The organism is Nonomuraea sp. NPDC049152, assembly GCF_040648355.1.
In the GTDB taxonomy this organism is placed as follows: domain Bacteria; phylum Actinomycetota; class Actinomycetes; order Streptosporangiales; family Streptosporangiaceae; genus Nonomuraea.
The window spans coordinates 590,397-608,452 of record NZ_JBEZDO010000001.1; the positions used below are offsets into that span (position 1 = coordinate 590,397).

Annotated in this window: 21 protein-coding genes; 10 read left to right on the forward strand and 11 right to left on the reverse strand. The window is 71.3% G+C overall.

What is annotated here, in order from left to right:
- Window position 1: 1 nt before the first annotated feature.
- Complete coding sequence (locus AB0B45_RS02995) at window positions 2–1,204, reverse strand: MFS transporter (RefSeq protein WP_358124284.1); 1,203 nt, start codon at window positions 1,202–1,204, stop codon at window positions 2–4.
- A gap of 124 nt (window positions 1,205–1,328) precedes the next feature.
- Here AB0B45_RS02995 and panB point away from each other — a divergent pair, with 124 nt between their 5' ends.
- Window positions 1,329–2,153 carry a 3-methyl-2-oxobutanoate hydroxymethyltransferase gene (panB, locus tag AB0B45_RS03000; RefSeq protein WP_358124286.1) on the forward strand — a complete coding sequence of 275 codons (825 nt, stop codon included), beginning with the start codon at window positions 1,329–1,331 and terminating at the stop codon, window positions 2,151–2,153.
- 87 nt (window positions 2,154–2,240) lie between these two features.
- On the opposite strand, the gene AB0B45_RS03005 is transcribed toward panB, so the two are convergent.
- Both AB0B45_RS03005 and AB0B45_RS03010 read right to left on the reverse strand, forming a co-directional pair.
- Window positions 2,241–3,227: a pyridoxal-phosphate dependent enzyme gene (locus tag AB0B45_RS03005; RefSeq protein WP_358124289.1), complete on the reverse strand. Its 987-nt coding sequence runs from the start codon at window positions 3,225–3,227 to the stop codon at window positions 2,241–2,243.
- The gene (locus AB0B45_RS03010) at window positions 3,227–3,523 is read right to left on the reverse strand and encodes an ArsR family transcriptional regulator (RefSeq protein ID WP_358124292.1); all 297 of its coding nucleotides are present in this window, start codon (window positions 3,521–3,523) and stop codon (window positions 3,227–3,229) included. Before AB0B45_RS03010 ends, AB0B45_RS03005 begins: the two co-directional genes overlap by 1 nt.
- Window positions 3,524–3,590: 67 nt before the next feature.
- Here AB0B45_RS03010 and AB0B45_RS03015 point away from each other — a divergent pair, with 67 nt between their 5' ends.
- The gene (locus AB0B45_RS03015) at window positions 3,591–3,899 is read left to right on the forward strand and encodes a hypothetical protein (RefSeq protein ID WP_358124295.1); all 309 of its coding nucleotides are present in this window, start codon (window positions 3,591–3,593) and stop codon (window positions 3,897–3,899) included.
- A 103-nt stretch (window positions 3,900–4,002) separates the two neighbouring features.
- Here AB0B45_RS03015 and AB0B45_RS03020 read toward each other — a convergent pair whose 3' ends face one another.
- The 4 genes from AB0B45_RS03020 to AB0B45_RS03035 form a co-directional block, all read right to left on the reverse strand.
- On the reverse strand, window positions 4,003–5,334 hold the full coding sequence (locus AB0B45_RS03020; RefSeq protein ID WP_358124298.1) for a glycosyltransferase: 1,332 nt from the start codon (window positions 5,332–5,334) through the stop codon (window positions 4,003–4,005).
- A complete protein-coding gene (locus tag AB0B45_RS03025; RefSeq protein WP_358124301.1) occupies window positions 5,327–5,929 on the reverse strand; it encodes a TetR/AcrR family transcriptional regulator in 603 nt (200 codons plus the stop codon). The genes AB0B45_RS03020 and AB0B45_RS03025 overlap by 8 nt, the downstream gene beginning before the upstream one ends.
- Before the next feature lie 199 nt (window positions 5,930–6,128).
- Window positions 6,129–6,605, reverse strand: coding sequence for a hypothetical protein (locus AB0B45_RS03030; protein WP_358124303.1), 477 nt, complete (start codon window positions 6,603–6,605; stop codon window positions 6,129–6,131).
- 357 nt (window positions 6,606–6,962) lie between these two features.
- Window positions 6,963–8,144 carry an aminotransferase class I/II-fold pyridoxal phosphate-dependent enzyme gene (locus AB0B45_RS03035; protein ID WP_358124305.1) on the reverse strand — a complete coding sequence of 394 codons (1,182 nt, stop codon included), beginning with the start codon at window positions 8,142–8,144 and terminating at the stop codon, window positions 6,963–6,965.
- 60 nt (window positions 8,145–8,204) lie between these two features.
- On the opposite strand from AB0B45_RS03035, the gene AB0B45_RS03040 reads away from it, so the two are divergent.
- The 5 genes from AB0B45_RS03040 to AB0B45_RS03060 all read left to right on the forward strand — a co-directional run bounded on the left by AB0B45_RS03040 (window position 8,205) and on the right by AB0B45_RS03060 (window position 13,223).
- The gene (locus AB0B45_RS03040) at window positions 8,205–9,605 is read left to right on the forward strand and encodes a PLP-dependent aminotransferase family protein (RefSeq protein WP_358124308.1); all 1,401 of its coding nucleotides are present in this window, start codon (window positions 8,205–8,207) and stop codon (window positions 9,603–9,605) included.
- A 274-nt stretch (window positions 9,606–9,879) separates the two neighbouring features.
- Window positions 9,880–10,758: an ABC transporter ATP-binding protein gene (locus AB0B45_RS03045; protein ID WP_358124311.1), complete on the forward strand. Its 879-nt coding sequence runs from the start codon at window positions 9,880–9,882 to the stop codon at window positions 10,756–10,758.
- Window positions 10,751–11,494: an ABC transporter permease gene (locus AB0B45_RS03050; RefSeq protein ID WP_358124313.1), complete on the forward strand. Its 744-nt coding sequence runs from the start codon at window positions 10,751–10,753 to the stop codon at window positions 11,492–11,494. The genes AB0B45_RS03045 and AB0B45_RS03050 overlap by 8 nt, the downstream gene beginning before the upstream one ends.
- Window positions 11,495–11,505: 11 nt before the next feature.
- Window positions 11,506–12,621 (forward strand): sensor histidine kinase, encoded by a 1,116-nt coding sequence (locus AB0B45_RS03055; RefSeq protein ID WP_358124316.1) that lies wholly within the window; start codon window positions 11,506–11,508, stop codon window positions 12,619–12,621.
- Window positions 12,618–13,223: a response regulator transcription factor gene (locus tag AB0B45_RS03060; RefSeq protein WP_358124318.1), complete on the forward strand. Its 606-nt coding sequence runs from the start codon at window positions 12,618–12,620 to the stop codon at window positions 13,221–13,223. Before AB0B45_RS03055 ends, AB0B45_RS03060 begins: the two co-directional genes overlap by 4 nt.
- Window positions 13,224–13,402: 179 nt before the next feature.
- Here the strand turns inward: AB0B45_RS03060 and npdG are convergent, their stop codons facing one another.
- Window positions 13,403–14,065, reverse strand: coding sequence for an NADPH-dependent F420 reductase (gene npdG, locus AB0B45_RS03065; protein WP_358124321.1), 663 nt, complete (start codon window positions 14,063–14,065; stop codon window positions 13,403–13,405).
- Between the two features lie 100 nt (window positions 14,066–14,165).
- Here npdG and AB0B45_RS03070 point away from each other — a divergent pair, with 100 nt between their 5' ends.
- Window positions 14,166–14,744 (forward strand): hypothetical protein, encoded by a 579-nt coding sequence (locus AB0B45_RS03070; protein WP_358124324.1) that lies wholly within the window; start codon window positions 14,166–14,168, stop codon window positions 14,742–14,744.
- Here AB0B45_RS03070 and AB0B45_RS03075 read toward each other — a convergent pair.
- Window positions 14,685–15,638 (reverse strand): LysR family transcriptional regulator, encoded by a 954-nt coding sequence (locus tag AB0B45_RS03075; protein WP_358124327.1) that lies wholly within the window; start codon window positions 15,636–15,638, stop codon window positions 14,685–14,687. The two genes, AB0B45_RS03070 and AB0B45_RS03075, sit on opposite strands and share 60 nt — an antisense overlap.
- Before the next feature lie 94 nt (window positions 15,639–15,732).
- Between AB0B45_RS03075 and AB0B45_RS03080 the strand changes: the two genes are divergently transcribed.
- On the forward strand, window positions 15,733–16,380 hold the full coding sequence (locus AB0B45_RS03080; protein WP_358124329.1) for a cyclase family protein: 648 nt from the start codon (window positions 15,733–15,735) through the stop codon (window positions 16,378–16,380).
- Here AB0B45_RS03080 and AB0B45_RS03085 read toward each other — a convergent pair.
- On the reverse strand, window positions 16,377–16,589 hold the full coding sequence (locus AB0B45_RS03085) for a hypothetical protein (protein ID WP_358124331.1): 213 nt from the start codon (window positions 16,587–16,589) through the stop codon (window positions 16,377–16,379). The two genes, AB0B45_RS03080 and AB0B45_RS03085, sit on opposite strands and share 4 nt — an antisense overlap.
- Here AB0B45_RS03085 and map point away from each other — a divergent pair.
- The gene (map, locus tag AB0B45_RS03090; protein ID WP_358124334.1) at window positions 16,588–17,436 is read left to right on the forward strand and encodes a type I methionyl aminopeptidase; all 849 of its coding nucleotides are present in this window, start codon (window positions 16,588–16,590) and stop codon (window positions 17,434–17,436) included. The genes AB0B45_RS03085 and map overlap by 2 nt on opposite strands.
- 45 nt (window positions 17,437–17,481) lie before the next feature.
- On the opposite strand, the gene AB0B45_RS03095 is transcribed toward map, so the two are convergent.
- Window positions 17,482–17,886 (reverse strand): ATP-binding protein, encoded by a 405-nt coding sequence (locus tag AB0B45_RS03095; RefSeq protein WP_358124338.1) that lies wholly within the window; start codon window positions 17,884–17,886, stop codon window positions 17,482–17,484.
- Between the last annotated feature and the right edge of the window lie 170 nt (window positions 17,887–18,056).

Below are 18,056 nucleotides of genomic sequence, written 5' to 3' on the forward strand. Positions count from 1 at the left end.
TTCAGGCGTTCACGGGCTCCGGCTCGGGCGCGACCTCCCGCTGCGGCGTCCGCCTCCAGAACGGCAGCGCGACCAGCACCATCACCACGGCCACCAGCCCCGCGACGGCGAACGCCCAACTCGGCCCGTGCGCGTCGATCACGGCGCCCGCGATCGGCGCGGACATGGCGCCCCCGATCAGCAGGGCGGTGCCGTGCAGGCCCATGGCCTCGCCGCGCGCGGCCGCGGGGGTCCACCGGCTGAGGGTGTCGATGGAGGACGACAGTGCGGGCGCGCAGAGCACACCGGCGGGCAGCAGCGCGACCACCAGCCACCGCCAGTCGCCGCCGACCAGGCCGACGGGGATCGTGAGAGCGCCCATCAGGCCGGTCAGCAGGAGGGTGGGGAAGCCGCGCGCCAGCCCGCCGTACACGAAACCGCCGACGAGCGAGTAGACGCACCAGATGCCCACGGCCAGCCCGATCCACTCGGTCTGAGCGGCGTGCTCGAGCGTGGCCACCAGCGACAGCTCGGTCGCGGTGAGGACGAACGTGGCCGCCGTGACCGTGCCGAACAGCGCGATGAGCGAGGGGGTCAGCCACTGGCGGCGGGAGACCTTCTCCGTCGCCTCCTCCATCTCCGCCGCGGACCTGACCGGCGGGTTGAGCACCAAGAGCGCCGTGCCCGCGCCGGCCAGGCCGACGGCGATCACCGTCATCGTCCATGGGCTGCCCAGCGTGGTGATGCCGGCGACGGCCAGCGCGGGACCCGTCATGTAGGACAGCTCGACCATCATCGAGTCGAGCGAGAAACCCATCCTGCGCTGGTCGACGGGCACCATCGCGGCCAGGCACTGGCGGATCACGCTGAAGATCGGCAGCGCCAGCAGCCCCGCGACGCCCGCGGCCGGTACCAGCGCGGCGAACGGCAGCAGCCACGCCGTCGCCCAGAACGCCGCCTGCGCGACCGTCGTGACGGCCAGCACGGGGCGAAGGCCGTGCTTGTCAACGAACCTTCCCGACAGCGGCGAGCCGACGGCCATGCCGATGGTGCTGGCCATGGCGACCACGCCCGCCTCGGCGAAGCCGAGTTTCAGGCCGTTCACGACGTGCAGGGTCAACGCCATGGCCGTTGCCGTGGCGGGGATCCTGGCGAGCAGTCCGACCAGCAACAACGTGCGGACACCTGGGAGCCTGAGTAGACGACGGTAAGGTTCGATAGCCATTTTTATTGCTTACCTCCGCCCCCATTCTCTCGTTAGGCACCGACACTTTTCGCCGCATGTCATCATCGGAGGAGTCCGGGTACGCCGCTGGGGCGACTCGAGACGCCTCTGGAGGGTTACACCCATGTCCTCTTCCCTGTACGGCGGCGCCTCCGGGCGCAGGGTCACCGTCCGCGACCTCGCGGCGGCCAAGGAGCGCGGCGAGAAGTGGCCGATGCTGACCGCCTACGACGCGATGACGGCCCGCGTGTTCGACGAGGCGGGCATCCCCGTCCTGCTCGTCGGCGACTCGGCGGCGATGGTCGTCTACGGCTACGACTCCACGCTCCCCGTCTCCGTCGACGACCTGCTGCCGCTTACCGCGGCCGTGGTGCGCGGCTCCTCGCGGGCGCTGGTGGTGGCCGACCTGCCGTTCGGCTCCTACCAGGCGTCGCCCGCGCAGGCGCTGGAGTCCGCCGCGAGGTTCATGAAGGAGGCGGGAGCGCACGCGGTCAAGCTGGAGGGAGGCCGCAGGGTCCTGCCGCAGGTCGAGGCGCTGGTCTCGGCGGGCGTGCCGGTCATGGCGCACCTCGGCCTCACGCCGCAGTCGGTCAACGCCTTCGGCGGGTACCGGGTGCAGGGGCGTGGCCAGGCGGGCGACGAGCTCATGGCCGACGCCAAGGACCTGCAGCAGGCGGGGGCCTTCGCGGTCGTGCTGGAGTGCGTGCCCGCCGACCTGGCCGAGCGAGTCACCATGTCGCTGGCGATCCCGACGATCGGCATCGGGGCCGGCGCGGGCACGGACGCACAGGTGCTGGTCTGGCAGGACCTGATGGGCCTGACGCCGAATCCGGCCAAGTTCGTCAGGGCGTACTCGGATCTGGGGACGGAGATGGACAGGGCGGTCCGCTCCTTCGCCGCCGAGGTGGCCTCCGGCGCGTTCCCCGCCCCGGAACACGCCTACAGCTGACGCCCGCCCCCACGCCGCCGAGGTGCGGCCCCGCGCCCCTGGTGGCTCACACCAGGGGCGCGGGGTCGGCACCCGAACCTTGACGGCTCACGCGAGGGTGGCGGGGTCGGTGTTGGAGCCGCACACCACGACCGCGACCCGCTCACCGCGGCCGCGGGCATAACCGCCCGACAGCAGCGCCGCGTATGCGGTCGCGCCCGCGTGCTCGGCGACGACCCTGTGCTCGGCCCAGAGGGTACGGCGGGCGGCCTCGATGGCGTCGTCGGACACCAGCAGGCTCTGGATTTCCGCCTTGGAGACGATCTCGTAGGCCACGTCGCCGAGGCGGGTGGCCCCCAGCGCGTCGGCGGCGACTCCGCTCACCGCCACCGGGACGGGCGCGCCCGCTTTCAGCGCCTCATGGAGCGTGGGGATCAGCTCGGGCTCGACCGCGACGATCGTGGGCGCGTGCCCGCCTTCATTGACGGCGCCCGCCGTACCGACTCGCACGGCGGCCGCTCCACCCGGAGCCACGGCCCCCGCTCCGGCCCCGGCGCCGACGGTGACGCCCGCGACGAAGCCGCCGCCGCCGACCGCGATCAGGATCGTGTCGACGCCACCCGTCTGCTCCATCACTTCGAGCCCGAGCGTGCCCTGCCCCGCCACCACGGCGGGATGGTCGTAGGCATGCACCTCCAGCGCCCCCGTCTCGGCCGCCCGTTTGGCAGCGGCGCCCGCGGCTTCGGAGTAGATCGCCCCCGTCTGGGTGACCTCGGCGCCGAGCGCCCGCAGCCCCGCCACCTTCACGGGGCTGGAGACCACCGGCACGAAGATCTCGGCCCGCACGCCGAGCGCCCTCGCCGCGTAGGCGACGGCGAGCCCGTGGTTGCCCCCACTGGCGGCGATCACGCCCGCGGCGGGCACGTGGGCCGACAGCATCCTGTTGAACGCCCCGCGCACCTTGAACGAGCCCGAATGCTGCAGCCCCTCCAGCTTGAGGAACAATCCTTCGGCGATCTCGATGACCGGCGTCCGCAGCACGCGTCCCTCGATCCTGCGCGCCGCCGCCAGCACGTCGTCATACGAAACCGTCATCACAGCTCCCGCTCGATCGTCCGCTTCAGGTCGGCTATCCGCGCCTCGTCACGCCGGTAGAAGACCCACTGTTTGATCTTCGTGCCGCGGATCAGCCCTGCCCTTTCCAGGATTTTCAGGTGCGCCGTGGCGCTCGGCTGGGTCATGCCGAGCTTGGTAGCGATGAAGATCGAACAGACGCCGTCCTCCACCAGATCGCCGTCGACCTGTGGAGGGAAGTGGGCGACGGGGTCCTTGAGCCAGTCGAGGATCAGCAGCCTCGGCTCGCTCGCGAGCGCTCGGAGAGTCGTCAGCACTTAGGAAGTTTCCTAAATAACTAAGCGCCCCGTCAAACCGTCGGACCCGTCGAGTAGCTTTCCGAACATGGAATCGAACCTGTGCGAACGCTTCGTCGAACTGGTGGAGTCCTGTGGTCCCGTGACCTGTGTCAGGTCCGCCACCTCGATGACCTTCCGCGGCCCCCGCCGAGACTTCGCCGGAGCCCGCCGCACCAGCCACGGCCTGACCGGGTATCTCGGCCTGCGCCGCATCGTCCACGACCCCCGCTTCGGCGGGGCCACGCGCTACACCGACCAGCTGTTCGTGCACCGCTTCCACCTGCGCGGATGCGAGGACCTCGACGAGGAGTTCGCGGGGTGGGTCCGCGAGGCCTACTTACGAGTTGGTGCGTGACAGGGATCGTGACGTGCTGGACTGAGCTGCCGGCCGTGGCTACCGCATGCTGGCGCGGTCGGATACCAGGCCGGCGATGGCGTGCGGCCGCCGGTGTGCGGGGTCAGTTCGACAACGTCCGTGATGGCCCGGACGGTTCGGCCGTATCGCATCCGGGGGTGCCCTCGTCCCTGTCGGTCGCTCGTTCGGTGAGGGCCTCGAGTTCGGCGACCACTCGGTCGGTGGCCGTCTCGGCGGCGATCTCGGCCGCCAGTCGCTGCGCTTCGCGGTGGTAGGACGGGTCGTGCAGGACTCGGTCGACCGCGCGGGCGATTGCGCGGGGTGAGGTGCTCTTGCTCACGGTGATCCCTGCACCGGCGAGGTCGACGCGCCGTGCCACCTCGCGCTGGTCTCGCCCCAACGGCACGCAGACCAGGGGAACGCCCGCGGCCAGGGACTTGACGACCGTCCCGTGGCCGGCGTGCGTGATCGTCACTGCGGCGTGCTGCAGCGCGGCGCTGTGCGGGGCGGCTGCGGTGACCAGGACGTTGCCGGGCGCACGAACTGTCGCCGGGTCCACGGCCGGGCCGGTGGTCAGCAGCCCGCGCACCGGCAGCGCGCCGAGGGCTTCGGCGATCCGCTCGAGCAATATGCGCTGGTCCATGAACGTCGAGCTCAGGCTGACCAGCACCAGCGGCGCATCCCCCGCTGGCAGCGCCAGTTCCCCGACCCAGGCGGGGTCGTCGAGCCGTGGCCCGACGTGGCGAACGTAGGACGGGAAACGTCGGCTGGGGTAGTCGAGCGCACGGGGGGACAGCACGAGGAACCGGTCGACGCGGCCGAACGCGTCGATGACCGAATCCACCGGCGCCAGGCCGTTGGCGGTGCGGGCGGCGTTGAGCGCTGGCAGTCCCTTGGCCCACGGTCTGATGGTCAGCTCCGTCAGGATTCGATCGCGCAGGCGCCCCAGCACGCCGGTGGAGGGTCTGAATCCCGGACCGAACGGTGGCGCTCCCGGGGTGGGGAACGGATAAAGGGTTGTCCCCAGAGCGGCCACCGGGATCCCGGCGGCTTCGCCTGCGGTGATCGTGCCGAGCAGCGAGAAGTCGGCGACCAGCACGTCGGCTGGACGGGCGCGCAGCTCGGCCATGGTGTCCCGGGCGAAGTCGGCCGCGGGTCCGCAGACGAGGCGGTCCCGCAGCCGCGCGAATGCGCCCATCGGCGTGCGGGCCTCAAAGTCCTTGAGGACGTCGTCGGCCGGATCGGCGGTGTCGCCCTGGGGCGCCGTCGTCCAGGCGATCGGCTCCGCGCCGCTGGCGGCGACCTCGTCGTGCAGCGACCTGTCGGCCAGCACCCGGACGCCGTGGCCGCGTTCGCGCAGCGCGCGGGCAACCGAGAGGGTGGGCGGCACGGCTCCGCCGCCGGACCAGGTGGCGAACAGGAAATTGCTACTCATGGTTCCTCTTTCGCGGGTCGATTGAGGTCAACAGGTCACACATGGCACGTTCGGCGTCCTCACGCGACAGGCCGAGGTCGCGCCGCCACAGCTTCCAGAGGCAGACGTCGGTGGCGGCGTAGTGCAGGTTCAGCGCGTGCTCGCGGGCGGGGCCCGGGGCCGGGAGGCGGTCGGCGAAAAGCCGTTCCAGCCACGCCCGATGCTGGCCGCGCGCGTGAGCGGCAGCCCGGGCGATCGCCGGGACACGGTCGACCTGCGCGGTCCAGAGCACGTTGGCCTCGCCGTGCCGCTCGTAGTCCTCGAACAGCGCGGCCACGATCGCCACTACATCACCGGTCGGCGCCTGACGGGTGGCCGCCGCTTGCGACGCCACCCAGTCGGCGACGGCGTCGGCCAGCCCATCCTTGCCACCGAAGTGGTTGACGATCGTCTGCACCGACACACCCGCCTCATCGGCGACGTGCTGCAGCGTGACGTCGTCGTACCACCGCTGCATCCACAGCGCGGCCGCCGCCTCCAGCACGCGCGTACGCGTGACCTCCAGGGCCGCGGCACGGGCACCCATGCGGTACGGACGTCTGACCCCACTTTCCATAGAGTCATTCTTATATTCAATTGACTGACCGGTCAAATGAATATTGGCTCGCTCCGCGAAGTTTTATCCGGACACCGGAGGGCGTGAACGCCCCTCGCATCGGGTACGCCCGCTGCTCCACCGACGAACAAGACGTCGTCAGCCAGACCGAGCAGTTGCTCGCGCAGGTGGCTCGCCGAGCCGCAGGAGGGGCGTGTGGTCAAGGCGTGAACGGCTCCACGCGGAGGCCGCTGTTGCGGGCATCGACGGCGTGCCCGGCGCACACCAGCGTCTCGACCCCGCTGGCGTCGATGAGGCGGTGCGTGGCGAGCTCGGCGCACGGCGCTTTCTCATGGCCGTAGCCCCATGTGCGGGCGCATCCACGGACGGTGCAGCGGGTCGTGCTGCCGATCGAGGCGAGGGTGTCGCCGTGTTCGGGGCACACTCCGCCTCCCATGCTGCAGAAGGTGAACGGGCGGCGGCCGAGGCGGGTCAGATCGGCGGCGGTATCCAACAGCTCGCTGGCGGCCTGGCGGACGAGGCCGGCCGCATCCGGCAGCCGGAATCCGGCACGGCCTGCAGGGTCGGTCTGGGAGAGTTCGCCCGCCAGCGTGTCGATGGCGGCCGCCAGCTCCTCAGCGCGGGTGGCCAGCTCGCGCACCTGCTCGGGCGTGGGAGTGGCCGGTGTGGACGTCACGCTCACTCCTTCCTGCTCTTCCGGCGCGATCGGGCGGATCTGGCGCCCTGACCGTCACGTGCCTGCTGCCGGAAGTACCCCTGCTTGCACCGTAGAACGTGCCCTGACCAGACCGGTAGCAGGTAGCAGCGCGCACGACGAGGCCCCGCCCACCTGCTCGTTGACGGGCGTCGTCTGGGGGTCCAGAGGACGTGGTCCGGGCGCTCAAGGAGCGCAATCTGCTGAAGTAGCCGCAGAGCCGGTCGTCGCGGTCCGGCAACGCTGAGCGGAGCTGCCTCAGACCGCCTGTCCGGTCAGCAGCGCAAGGAATCCGCTTCAACGCCCTGCACCAGCCCGCAGCTATCACGCACCAGCTCGTTAGTGGGCTCCGTCCAGGGCCTGGGCGAAGTCGGCCCAGAGGTCCTCCGCGTGCTCGATGCCGACCGCCACCCGCACCGTCCCCTCGGAGATGCCATGCCGTCCCAGTTCCTCGGCGCTCAGCGACCTGTGCGAGGTCGTGGCGGGGTGCAGCACGAGCGTCTCCACCCCGCCCAGCGAGGGAGCGAGCAGCGCCAGCTTCAACGAGGCCATGAACTTCTCGCCCGCCGCCCGGCCGCCGACGAGGTCGAAGGAGAACACGCCGCCGAATTCGGGCAGCAGCTTGACGGCCACGTCGTGCGAGGGGTGCGAGGGCAGTCCCGGCCAGTGCACGGCGCTGACCGCGGGGTGCTCGGCGAGCCTGCCGGCCAGCACGCGGGTGTTGGCGCAGTGCCGCTCCATCCGCAGCGGCAGCGTCTGCATGCCCCGCAGGGTCAGCCACGCGGCGAAGGGGTCGGGGGTCGAGCCGAGCTCGATCGCGAAGTGCCACACCTTGCGGTAGAGCGCGTCCTCGGCGAAGACGGCGATCCCGCCGAGCACGTCGGTGTGCCCCGACAGATACTTCGTGGTCGAGTGGACGACGATGTCCGCGCCGTGTTCGAGCGGGCGGCAGAGCACCGGCGAGGCGAAGGTGTTGTCGACGACGGACAGCAGACCGAGCTCCTTGGCCGCCGCGCACATCGCGGGCAGGTCGGCCACCTGGCAGACGGGGTTGGCGATGGTCTCGAGGTAGACGAGCTTCGTCTCGGGGCGGGCCGCCGCGCGCAGGGCCGCGGGGTCGTCCTCGGCGACGTAGCTGACGGCGATGCCGAAGCGGGCCACGAGGTCGTTGATCATCGCGGCGGTCCCGCCGTACAGCGCCTTCTGGGCGATCAGGTGGTCGCCGGGCTTGAGCAGGCCGAGCAGCACCGAGTTGATCGCGCCCATGCCCGAGGCGGTCGCGACGGCCGCGACACCGCCCTCCAGGCCGGCCACGGCCTCCTCCAGCGAGCGCACCGTGGGGTTCGAGAGCCTGCCGTACACGAAGGCCCCGTCGGGTCTGCCCATGCCGTCGGCGAAGACCTCGGGATCGTCGAAGACGAAGCCGGAGGTCTGGTAGATCGGCACCGAGATCGGCACGCTTCCGCTGATCACAGGCCTGGGCAGGTGGACAGCACGGGTCTCGGCACGCAATTCGCTCATACCGATAAGAATGTCCTGTTTCGCCGTTCGATGTCAGATCCAATCACTGATAATTGGTCCATGGATGAGGCCAATCTTGCGGATCTCCTCGGCCGGTGGGCGTCCGGACGGGGCCCGCTCTACCTGCTGCTCGCCGCCCAGCTGCGCGGTCTGATCGACGACGGCCTGCTGCCGCCCGCAGCCACGCTGCCGCCCGACCGGGTCCTCGCCAGGCGGCTGGCGGTGGCGCGGGGCACCGTGGTCGCCGCCTACGACCTGCTCCAGCAGGAGGGGCGCGTGGTCAGGCGCAGGGGCAGCGGCACCCGCGTGGCCTCCGCCGACCTGCCCGCCACCCGCACGACGAACGAGGTGGGCAGCAACCCGTTGCTGTCGCACATCCTCCACCCGCCCGACGGCGTCACGCTGCTCACCTGCGCCGCGCCCGACGAGCCGCCGCCGCTGCTGGCCGACGCCTTCAGCGAGGCCGTCACGCTGCTGCCCCGCCGCGACCTCGGCTACCACCCCGCCGGTCATCCCGCGCTCCGCTCGGCGATCGCGGCCTACTACACCCGGCGCGGGCTGCCGACCGACGCCGCCGAGATCATCGTCACCACCGGCGCGCAGCAGGCGCTGACCCTGCTCACCGGCTTGCTGGTCAGCCCCGGCGACACCGTCCAGACCGAGACGCCCACCTACCCCGGCGCGCTGGAGGTCTTCCGCCACGCCGCCGCGGTGGTGCGGTCCGGCGTCGACGCGGTCCAGCGACCCGCCCTGATCTACGTCACGCCCACGGCCAGCAACCCCACGGGCGCGATCATGGACTCGGCGGAGCGCAGGCGGCTGGCCGCCTCGGCCGCCACGCACGACGTCCCGCTCATCGACGACGAGGTCTGCGCCGAGCTGTGCTTCTCTGGCGACACCCCGCCCCCGCTGGCCGCGTTCACGCCGGGCGAGCAGGTCATCACCGTCTCCTCGCTGAGCAAGCTCGTGTGGGGCGGGCTGCGCGTGGGCTGGATCCGCGCCGCCGCCCCACTGGCCGCCCGCCTGGCCAGGCTGCGCGCCGTCCACGACCTCGGGGGCGACGTGCTGTCCCAGCTGGCGGCCGTCTCGGTGCTGTCCAGGCTCGACGACGTACGGCGGGCACGCGTCGAGGTGCTCCGCAGCGGCCACGACCACCTGCTGGGCGAGCTGCGGGCCAAGCTGCCGTCGTGGGAGTTCGCTCCGGCGCTCGGCGGTCAGACGATCTGGGTCCGGCTCCCGCGCGGTGAGGCCGACGCCTTCGCCCAGGTGGCGCTCAGGCACGGGGTGGCGATCCCGCCGGGGCGCTCGTTCGACCCGCTGGGCGGGCACGCCGACCACCTGCGCCTGCACTTCCTGTTCCCGCCCGCGGAGCTGACGGCCGCGGTCGACGCGCTGGCGTCCGCGTGGGAGGCCTACGACGACGCCCACCACACCACCTCCCGCCACACCCTGATCGTCTGAAGCCTCGAACATGGCGGCCCGGGGTACGGCCGGCCCCGCGTCGTCGGACGGGTCGGGTGGGAGTTCCTCGGGCCCAGGCCGACCGCACCCTGGCCCGCCCGTGAGGCCCTGACCGTCGACGAGCGGACGGACGAAAGAATGGGCAACGACGCCCGCCGGGCGCGGGGTGTGACGCGCCTGTCCGGATGCCCCACCACCTCATCGACCCGGAAGGCGTGGCAAGTCATGAATTCTTCACTGCCCACCGCCGGGGGCGGCCCCAAGAATCAGACGCATGATCCAGGTGAACGGACTCACCAAGAGCTACGGAGACTTCCAGGCGGTGAAGGGCATTTCCTTCGAGGCCGCCCCAGGTGAGATCTTCGCGCTCCTCGGCAGGAACGGCGCGGGCAAGACGACCACGATCGAGGTGCTGGCAGGCTTCCAGCGCGCCGACGCGGGCGAGGTGCGCGTGCTCGGCCTCGACCCCGGCAAGGACCGCAGGCTCGTACGGCGGCGCACCGGCATCATGCTGCAGGAGGCGGGCTTCTTCCCCGACCTCACGGTGGCCCAGACCGTCGACTCGTGGCGCGACTTCACCCCTGCGGCCAGGCCGACGGGCGAAGTGCTGGAGCTGGCGGGCCTGCTCGACAGGGCGCCGACGAAGGTGCGGCAGCTGTCGGGCGGCGAGAAGCGCAGGCTCGACCTGGCGCTGGCCCTGCTCGGCCGTCCCGACGTGCTGTTCCTGGACGAGCCGACCACCGGGATGGATCCCGAGGCGCGGCGCAACACCTGGGACGTCGTGCGCGACGTCGCCGCCTCGGGCACCACCATCCTGCTGACCACGCACTACCTGGACGAGGCGCAGCGCCTTGCAGGCCGTATGGCGATCATGGACCGCGGTGAGGTCGTCGCCAGCGGCGGCATGGCGGACACGCTGGCCGCGCAGGCGGGCAGGGTGTCGTTCGAGCTGCCCTCCGGCATCTCGCCCGAGGACCTGCCGCTGCCGGTGACCATGGCGGGCCGCGTGGCCACCTGCAGGGCGGAGGATCCCGACCTGGCCGCGCAGGAGTTGCTGAGCTGGGCGGCGGAGAAGGGCCTGCGGCTGCGCGGCCTCGAGGTGCGGACGGCGTCGCTCGAAGACCTGTTTCTCGAAGGGATCGACCATGCGTGAGTTCGTGGCGGTGGCCAGGTTCGGCGGGCGGCTGTACTGGCGCGACAAGGTCACGCTGACGACCTCGGTGGCGTTGTCTCTCGGGCTCGGCATCGGCCTGCCGTTCATGATGGCGAAAGTACGGCCGGGCGCGACCGGCGAGCTGCTCAACACGCATCTCGGCGTGCTCACCATGATCATGACGATGGCGACGGTGATGCAGGCGGCGGTCACGCTGACGGCCCGCAGGGACCAGCTGATCCTCAAGCGGATGCGCGCCACCGGCCTGCACGACCGCGAGATCATCGGCGGCGAGCTGCTCAACGTCACCGCCCAGGCCGTGCTGCTCGCCTTCACGGTGTGCCTCGTCCTCTACGCCGTCACGGAACTGCCGCTTCCGCGCAACCCACTGGCTCTGGTGCTGGTCGTGGTGGCGGGCGCGGGCGTGCTGTCGCTGCTCGGCGCGGCGTGGACGGCCGCGATCTCCAGGGCAGAAGTGGCCGCGGTCATGACCATGCCCTGGTTCCTCCTGGCCGGTCTTGGCGCGGGCGGTTTCGGGCCTGTGGTCGAGATGCTGCCCTCGTGGGTGGGCACCGTGCTGAACCTGCTGCCCACCAGCGGCGTCGTGGAGGGAGCGCGCGCCGCCTACACCGGTACGGGCGATCTGGTCTTCCCGCTCGTGAAGCTGGCGGCCTGGGCCGCCATCGCGCTCGTCACGATCCACCGGCGGTTCCGGTGGGAGCCCAGGAAGTCATAATTGGGCGCACTATGACCTCCGACGCCGCCCGCCGCCTCGCGATCACCGTGATCGCCACTGTCTCCGCCCTCTACACGGCGATGGCCGTCGTGCTCTATCTCCTGTCCACCTATCTCGTCCTGGCCCCCGTGTCGATGAGCCTCTGGGCGCTGGCAGCCGGTCTGTGCATCGGCGTCGCGCATTACCTGCACGTACGGGCGGGCCTGCGGGGCGAGCGACCCCCGCTGTTCCCGTTGACCCTCGTGTTGCAGGTCGCGGCCACCTACCTGACCGACCTGATACTCCCCTACGGCTGGTCCGCCGTGGTCTCGCCCCTCCTCGCCGGATCGCTGCTGATCATGCTGCCAGGGCGCGTCGGGTGGCCGCTGGTCTCTCTCGCCACGGGGTTCCAGTTCTGGCAGCTCTTCGTGGCGACGCAGGGGTACTGGGCGCTGACGCTCTTCTACTCCGTCACCGTCTTCAGTACGGGCGCGATGGTCTACGCGCTGGTCAGGAGCGTCAGGATGGCCGCGGAACTGGACAAGGCGAAGGCGGAGCTGGCAGAGGCGGCGGTGCTCAAGGAACGGCTGCGGATCTCCCGCGATCTGCACGACGGTCTCGGCCGCAGCCTCACCGCCATCGCGCTGAAGGGCGACCTGGCCGCCAGGCTCGTCGAGCGCGACCCCGTCTCCGCCAAGACCGAGGTCGGCGAGCTGGTGCAGGTCGCCCGCGAGGCCGTCCAGGACGTACGGCAGGTCGCGCGCGGCTACCGGCAGATGTCGCTGGCCGGCGAGGTCGACAGGGCGGTGGCCCTGCTGGAGGCCTCGGGCGTCGACTGCCAGGTCAACCTGGCCACGGCCGCGCTGCCCCGCCCCTCGGAGGAGGCGATGGCGTGGGGCGTGCGCGAAGCGGTCACGAACATCCTGCGCCACAGCCGCGCGACCACCTGCTCCATCAGCACCTCGGTCAGGCCGGGCACGGCACGCCTGGAGGTCGTCAACGACGGCGCCTCCCCGGCCTCGACGGGGTCGTCCGGCGGCAACGGGCTGACCGGTCTCAGCGAGCGCGCGAGCCAGGCGGGCGGTGCCGTCACCGCCGCGCCCTCGGGCACGAACGGTTTCCGCCTCACCATGGAGGTCCCCACGTGATCAGGGTGCTGCTCGCCGAGGACATGCACATGATCAGAGCCGCCCTGACCGCGCTCCTCCGCCTCGAATCCGACATCGAGGTCGTCGCGGAGGTGACCAGGGGCGACGAGATCGTTCCCACGGCGATGGACGTCCGGCCCGACGTGGCGATCGTCGACATCGACCTGCCCGTGGTCGACGGCATCACCGCCGCCGCCACCCTGCGCACCCTGCTGCCCTCGTGCCGGATCCTGGTGCTGACCGCGATGGGCCAGCCCGGCCAGGTGCGGCGGGCGCTGGAGTCGGGCATCGAGGCGTTCCTGGTGAAGGACGCCCCAGGCGACCGGCTCGCCGACGCCATCCGCAGGACCGCCGCGGGGCTCAGGGTACTGGACGCCGACCTGGTGTCCTCGGCGATGGAGTACGGCGAGAGCCCGCTCACGCAGCGCGAACGCACGGTGCTGGCGGAGTCGGCCCGGGGGGCGACGGCGGAGGAGATCGCCTCGCGGCTGCACCTGTCGGCGGGGACCGTGCGCAACTACCTCACGGGCGCGATCACCAAGACGGGCGCCAGGAACAAGATCGACGCCATCAGGATCGCGGAGGACGCGGGCTGGCTCTGACCCGGCCCGAACCCACCAGACCCGGAGACCCGCCGGTCCCGGAAACCCAGCGGTCCCGGAGAGCCGGCGGTCCCGGAGAGCCGGCGGTCCCGGAAGGGGCCGGGTGTGGTGGGGTGAGCAGGCGGAGGGCGGCCTGAGGTGGGCTCAGGGGAGTCGGCCGGGCCGCCCCGGATCGCAGGTCAGACGTCGGTGACGCGGATGCCCGCGTGCGCCTTGTACCGGCGGTTGATCGAGATCAGGTTCGCCGTGAGCGCCTCGACCTGGTGAGCGTTGCGCAGCCGCCCGCCGTACACGCCTCGCGCCCCGGGGATCTCGAACGCGAGCGCCCGCACGATGTCGGTGGCCTCGCGGTCGTCGCCCAGCACCAGCACGTCGAGGTCGATCTTGTCCACCGCGGGGTCGAGCAGGAGCACGGCCGACACGTGGTGGAAGGCTGCCACGACCCGGCTGTCGGGCAGGACGGCGGCGGCCTGCTGGGCGGCCGAGCCCTCCTCGACCGGCAGCGCGTAGGCGCCCTGCTTGTCGAAGCCCAGCGGGTTGACGCAGTCGATCACGATTTTTCCGGACAAGGGGGTGCGGAGGGATTCCAGCGTCGCCTTGTGCCCGTCCCACGGCACGGCGACGATCACGATGTCGGCCTCGGCTGCCACCTCGGCGTTCTCAGCTCCCCTTGCGCCTCCGCCGATGGACTCGGCCGCCTCGTGGGCGCGCCCGGCGTTGCGGGAGCCGATGAGCACAGGGTGTCCGGCCAGGGCGAATCGGCGCGCGAGGCCCTTCCCCTGGTCGCCGGTGCCGCCCAGGATGCCGATCGTCAACCCGCTCACTTCAGGAAGGTCAGTCATATCGCAGATCATGCCAGTACCGAAGTTCGCGCGCCGAACCCAGGTCCCCCATGGAGGGAAAGCGGCGGCGTAATGGTCACAGGTCAGGCACCATGGACGGATGGACGCAGGCTCGGTGGCTTTCCTTCGCGAGGTTCTGTCCGAGACCGGCTGGCTCGAACGCACGCGTGAGCTGGGCATGGCGCTGAGAGCCACCCGATCGCCTGGGGGCCTGCTCCTGGTCGGCACGCCCGACGACGAGCCGTGGCACCTCACCGCGCACCTGGGCGACGAGGCGCGGCTGGCCGGGCTGCCGCAGCTGGCGCCGACGCTGGTGCGGTGGCAGCCGCCGCCGCAGGCGCCCCCCCATCTGCGGGTCGGCCTCGACCGCATCGAGCGGGCCGGCAAGGGCGAGACGCTGTTCGTGGTCGCCGAGCGGCAGGCGCCGGTGCCGCTCCTGGAGCGGGTCGACGACGCCAGGCGTACCGGCGCGACGATCCTGGCGCTGGAGGGCGGCGATCCAGACCTGGCGGGCCTGGCGCACGACGCGCTGGCGATCCCCGTCGACGGACCCGTGAGCTTCGACGGCGCGCAGCATCTGGTGAGCGCGGCGGCCGGCGAGCTGCCGCAGCGTCCCGGGCTAAGGGACCGGCTCGCCAGGCTCCTGGAGCGGGTCAGCGGCCCTCAGGTGGTCGACTAGCGCCTCCTCGATCACCGCGATCACCACGGCCTGCACAGGGTCGGGCTCGCCCGACCGGGTGCGGCTCAGGCGGGTGACGGCGTCGATCCTGCGCGCGCCGACGTCGGCGATCTCGCTCACCCTGACGAACCCCTCAGGCACGTCGAGCAGCGCGAGCTCGGGCACGATGGCCACTCCGTGTCCCGCCGCCACCAGCGCGAGCGTCGGCGGGAACTCCTCGATCACGTGGACCCGGTTGGGCGCGAACCCGTGCAGCGACGCCAGCCGTTCGAGCGCCTGCCCGCAGGCCTGGTCGGGCGGCCCCGCCACCCACGGCGCCGCGGCGAGCTCGGCGACGGTCGTGTGCGCGGAGGGCCAGCCGGGCGGCACCACGACGCGGAACTCGTCGACGTGGAACGTCCGCGAGACCAGCGAGGGTCTGACCGGCGTCGGCAGGCTCGCGTCCCGCTCGGTGATCACCAGATCCGCCCCGCCCAACCGCAGTTCCTCCAGCGCGGGCGGTCCGACCAGCTCGCGGATCACGGGTGTGATCCGCGGATGCCGTACGGCCAGCGTCCGCAGCGCGGGCACCAGCAGATGGGTGATCACCGTGGGGAACGCGGCTATGGTCACGGGCCCGGCGAGCCGTTCGGTGAAGAGGGTCAGCTCCCGCCTGGCCTCGGCGAGCTCGTCCTCGATCCGGTCGGCGTATCCGGCCAGGACGCGCCCCGCGGGCGTGAGGGAGACCCTGCGCTGGGACCGGTCGATCAGCGCCAACCCGACCTCGCGTTCGAGCTGCGCCAGCTGCTGGGAGACCGCCGAGGCGGTGAGATGCAGCGCCTCGGCCGCCCGCATGACTCCGCCGCGCCTGGCGACCTCGCGCAGCACCCGCAACCGCCTGGGATCGATCTCCATTAGCTCAGCTTAACCGGAACTGAAGATTTCGTTATTTGCGCTGCACCAACGACGCTCATCACAATGAGCCCATGAACCGCATGGAGGCCAACGGATGATCGTCGAGCTGAGTCACCGGATCACGGAGGGCATGGTCACCTATCCCGGTGTCCCAGGCCCCGTCCTCGGATCCCACCTGACCAGGGAGGACTCCCGCGAGGTCTACGCGCAGGGCACCGAGTTCCACCTCGGGACCATCGCCATGGCGTGCAACACCGGAACGTACGTGGACACGCCGCACCACCGCTACGCCGACGGCCCCGACCTGTCACAGGTGCCGGTGGACCGGCTGGCCGACCTTCCGGGCGTGGTCGTGCGCGCCGTGGACCGCCCCAGCGTCGGCATGGACCTGCTGGACGGGCTCGACGTGCGCGGCATGGCCGTCCTCCTCCACACCGGGTGGGACAGGCACTTCGGCACGGACGAGTACCAGCGGGGACACCCCTACCTGACGGGCGAGGCCGCGGCGTGGCTGGCCGAACAGGGCCCCGCGCTGGTCGGCATCGACTCGCTCAACATCGACGCCACCCCGCCGCGAGGCGAGCGCCCCGCCCACACCCTGCTTCTCGCCGCGGGGATCCCGCTGGTCGAGCACCTGACCGGGCTGGCCGGGCTGCCCGACAGCGGGTTCCGCTTCCACGCGGCGCCACCGATGGTCGCCGGCCTCGGCACCTTCCCCGTCAGGGCGTACGCGGTCGTCTAGTCGTCGTCATCCTGATCCTGCTCGTCCCATGCCTTGTTGCGCTCGGCGGCGCGTTGCAACGCGCCTGCCGCCTCCTCCTGGGAGGCGTAAGGGCCCATGCGGTCCTTGTTCGGGCAGCCCTGGTCGGGCTCGACGCGCATGTGCTTGAGGCAGAACCACCATTGACCTTCGCTCACGGGGTGAATTGTGCCCCGTAAACTCGGTTTCATGACCACACTGCTCCAGCCCGGGCGGATCTCGCCCATGCGCAAGGTTCCCGCCCACATCCAGCGGCCGGAGTACGTCGGCAAGAAGCAACCGAAGACCGGCGAGGCCGACGTCAAGACCCCCGAGATCATCGAGCGGATGCGCGTGGCGGGCAGGATCGCCGCGCAGGCCCTCGAGGAGGTCGGCAGGCACATCGCCCCGGGCGTCACCACCGACGAGCTCGACCGGATCGGCCACGAGTTCCTGCTCGACCACAACGCCTACCCGAGCACGCTCGGCTACCGCGGCTACCCGAAGTCGCTGTGCACCTCGATCAACGAGGTCATCTGCCACGGCATCCCCGACGACACGGTCCTGCGCGACGGCGACATCATCAACATCGACATCACCGCCTTCATCGGCGGCGTCCACGGCGACACCGACGCCACCTACCTGGTCGGCGACGTGGACGAGGAGTCGCGGCTGCTGGTCGAGCGCACCCGCGAGGCGATGATGCGCGCGATCAAGGCGGTCGCCCCCGGCCGGCAGCTCAACGTCGTGGGTCGCGTCATCGAGGCGTACGCCAAGCGGTTCGGCTACGGCGTCGTGCGCGACTTCACCGGCCACGGCATCGGCACGACGTTCCACTCCGGGCTGATGGTCCCGCACTACGACGACCCGTCGCACCAGGTGGAGCTGGTGCCGGGGATGACGTTCACGATCGAGCCGATGCTGACGCTCGGCACGATTGACTACGACATCTGGCCCGACCAGTGGACCGCTGTCACCAAGGACCGCAAGCGCACCGCGCAGTTCGAGCACACGATCTTGGTCACCGACACCGGCAGCGAGATCCTCACCCTCCCGTGACGGGCGCGGGCGAGCCCGCCCGCGCTCTCGGCGTGCCGTACCGGATCAGTGCCTTCGCGGTACGGTGCCCGAAACGGTCGTGCCCTCCCCCTGGACGCTGTTGACGGACAGGTTGCCGCCGAGCTCGGCCATCAGCGCGCGCATGCGGGCGATCCCCCTCCGCTCGTGCGGCATGCCGAACCCGCCGCCGTCGTCGCTCACAGTCAGCCTCAGCCCAGGCTTGCCCACGGTGACGGCCACGGAGACCGTGACGGCGCCGCTGTGCAACTCGACGTTGAGCAGCGCCTCCTCGACCACGGCGAGCACGCCTCTGGCGATCGTCGCGGGGACGTCGCTCTGGGGAAGGGCCCAGACCTCCACGGCGATACCCGTGCGCTGCGACCAGTCCGTCAGATATTCGTCGAGAGCCTCGGCCAGGCCCTGCCCCCCGCGCATGCGCGTCTCATCCACCAACTCTGCACTCGCCTTTCTGAGCACATAGCGGGCGATCACCGAAGCCGTGCCCTGGCGCCCCCACGATGGCCAGGACCGACGGCTCACCAACGTGATGCCCGTCTCCCCCGCCCGCAAGGTTACCGGGCGGCTGGAAGACGCGTGGGTGAAGATAGAAGGCCGTAGCC

Excerpts from the sequence above, each read along its gene's own strand:
- AB0B45_RS03055 (WP_358124316.1), top strand. The coding sequence starts at position 11,506 with ATGACCTCCGACGCCGCCCGCCGCCTCGCGATCACCGTGATCGCCACT.
- npdG (WP_358124321.1), bottom strand. The coding sequence starts at position 14,065 with ATGACTGACCTTCCTGAAGTGAGCGGGTTGACGATCGGCATCCTGGGC.
- AB0B45_RS03050 (WP_358124313.1), top strand. The coding sequence starts at position 10,751 with ATGCGTGAGTTCGTGGCGGTGGCCAGGTTCGGCGGGCGGCTGTACTGG.
- AB0B45_RS03045 (WP_358124311.1), top strand. The coding sequence starts at position 9,880 with ATGATCCAGGTGAACGGACTCACCAAGAGCTACGGAGACTTCCAGGCG.
- AB0B45_RS03005 (WP_358124289.1), bottom strand. The coding sequence starts at position 3,227 with ATGACGGTTTCGTATGACGACGTGCTGGCGGCGGCGCGCAGGATCGAG.
- AB0B45_RS03035 (WP_358124305.1), bottom strand. The coding sequence starts at position 8,144 with ATGAGCGAATTGCGTGCCGAGACCCGTGCTGTCCACCTGCCCAGGCCT.
- AB0B45_RS03015 (WP_358124295.1), top strand. The coding sequence starts at position 3,591 with ATGGAATCGAACCTGTGCGAACGCTTCGTCGAACTGGTGGAGTCCTGT.
- AB0B45_RS03020 (WP_358124298.1), bottom strand. The coding sequence starts at position 5,334 with ATGAGTAGCAATTTCCTGTTCGCCACCTGGTCCGGCGGCGGAGCCGTG.
- map (WP_358124334.1), top strand. The coding sequence starts at position 16,588 with ATGACCACACTGCTCCAGCCCGGGCGGATCTCGCCCATGCGCAAGGTT.
- panB (WP_358124286.1), top strand. The coding sequence starts at position 1,329 with ATGTCCTCTTCCCTGTACGGCGGCGCCTCCGGGCGCAGGGTCACCGTC.
- AB0B45_RS03075 (WP_358124327.1), bottom strand. The coding sequence starts at position 15,638 with ATGGAGATCGATCCCAGGCGGTTGCGGGTGCTGCGCGAGGTCGCCAGG.
- AB0B45_RS03025 (WP_358124301.1), bottom strand. The coding sequence starts at position 5,929 with ATGGAAAGTGGGGTCAGACGTCCGTACCGCATGGGTGCCCGTGCCGCG.
- AB0B45_RS03085 (WP_358124331.1), bottom strand. The coding sequence starts at position 16,589 with ATGAAACCGAGTTTACGGGGCACAATTCACCCCGTGAGCGAAGGTCAA.
- AB0B45_RS03080 (WP_358124329.1), top strand. The coding sequence starts at position 15,733 with ATGATCGTCGAGCTGAGTCACCGGATCACGGAGGGCATGGTCACCTAT.
- AB0B45_RS03070 (WP_358124324.1), top strand. The coding sequence starts at position 14,166 with ATGGACGCAGGCTCGGTGGCTTTCCTTCGCGAGGTTCTGTCCGAGACC.
- AB0B45_RS03040 (WP_358124308.1), top strand. The coding sequence starts at position 8,205 with ATGGATGAGGCCAATCTTGCGGATCTCCTCGGCCGGTGGGCGTCCGGA.
- AB0B45_RS02995 (WP_358124284.1), bottom strand. The coding sequence starts at position 1,204 with ATGGCTATCGAACCTTACCGTCGTCTACTCAGGCTCCCAGGTGTCCGC.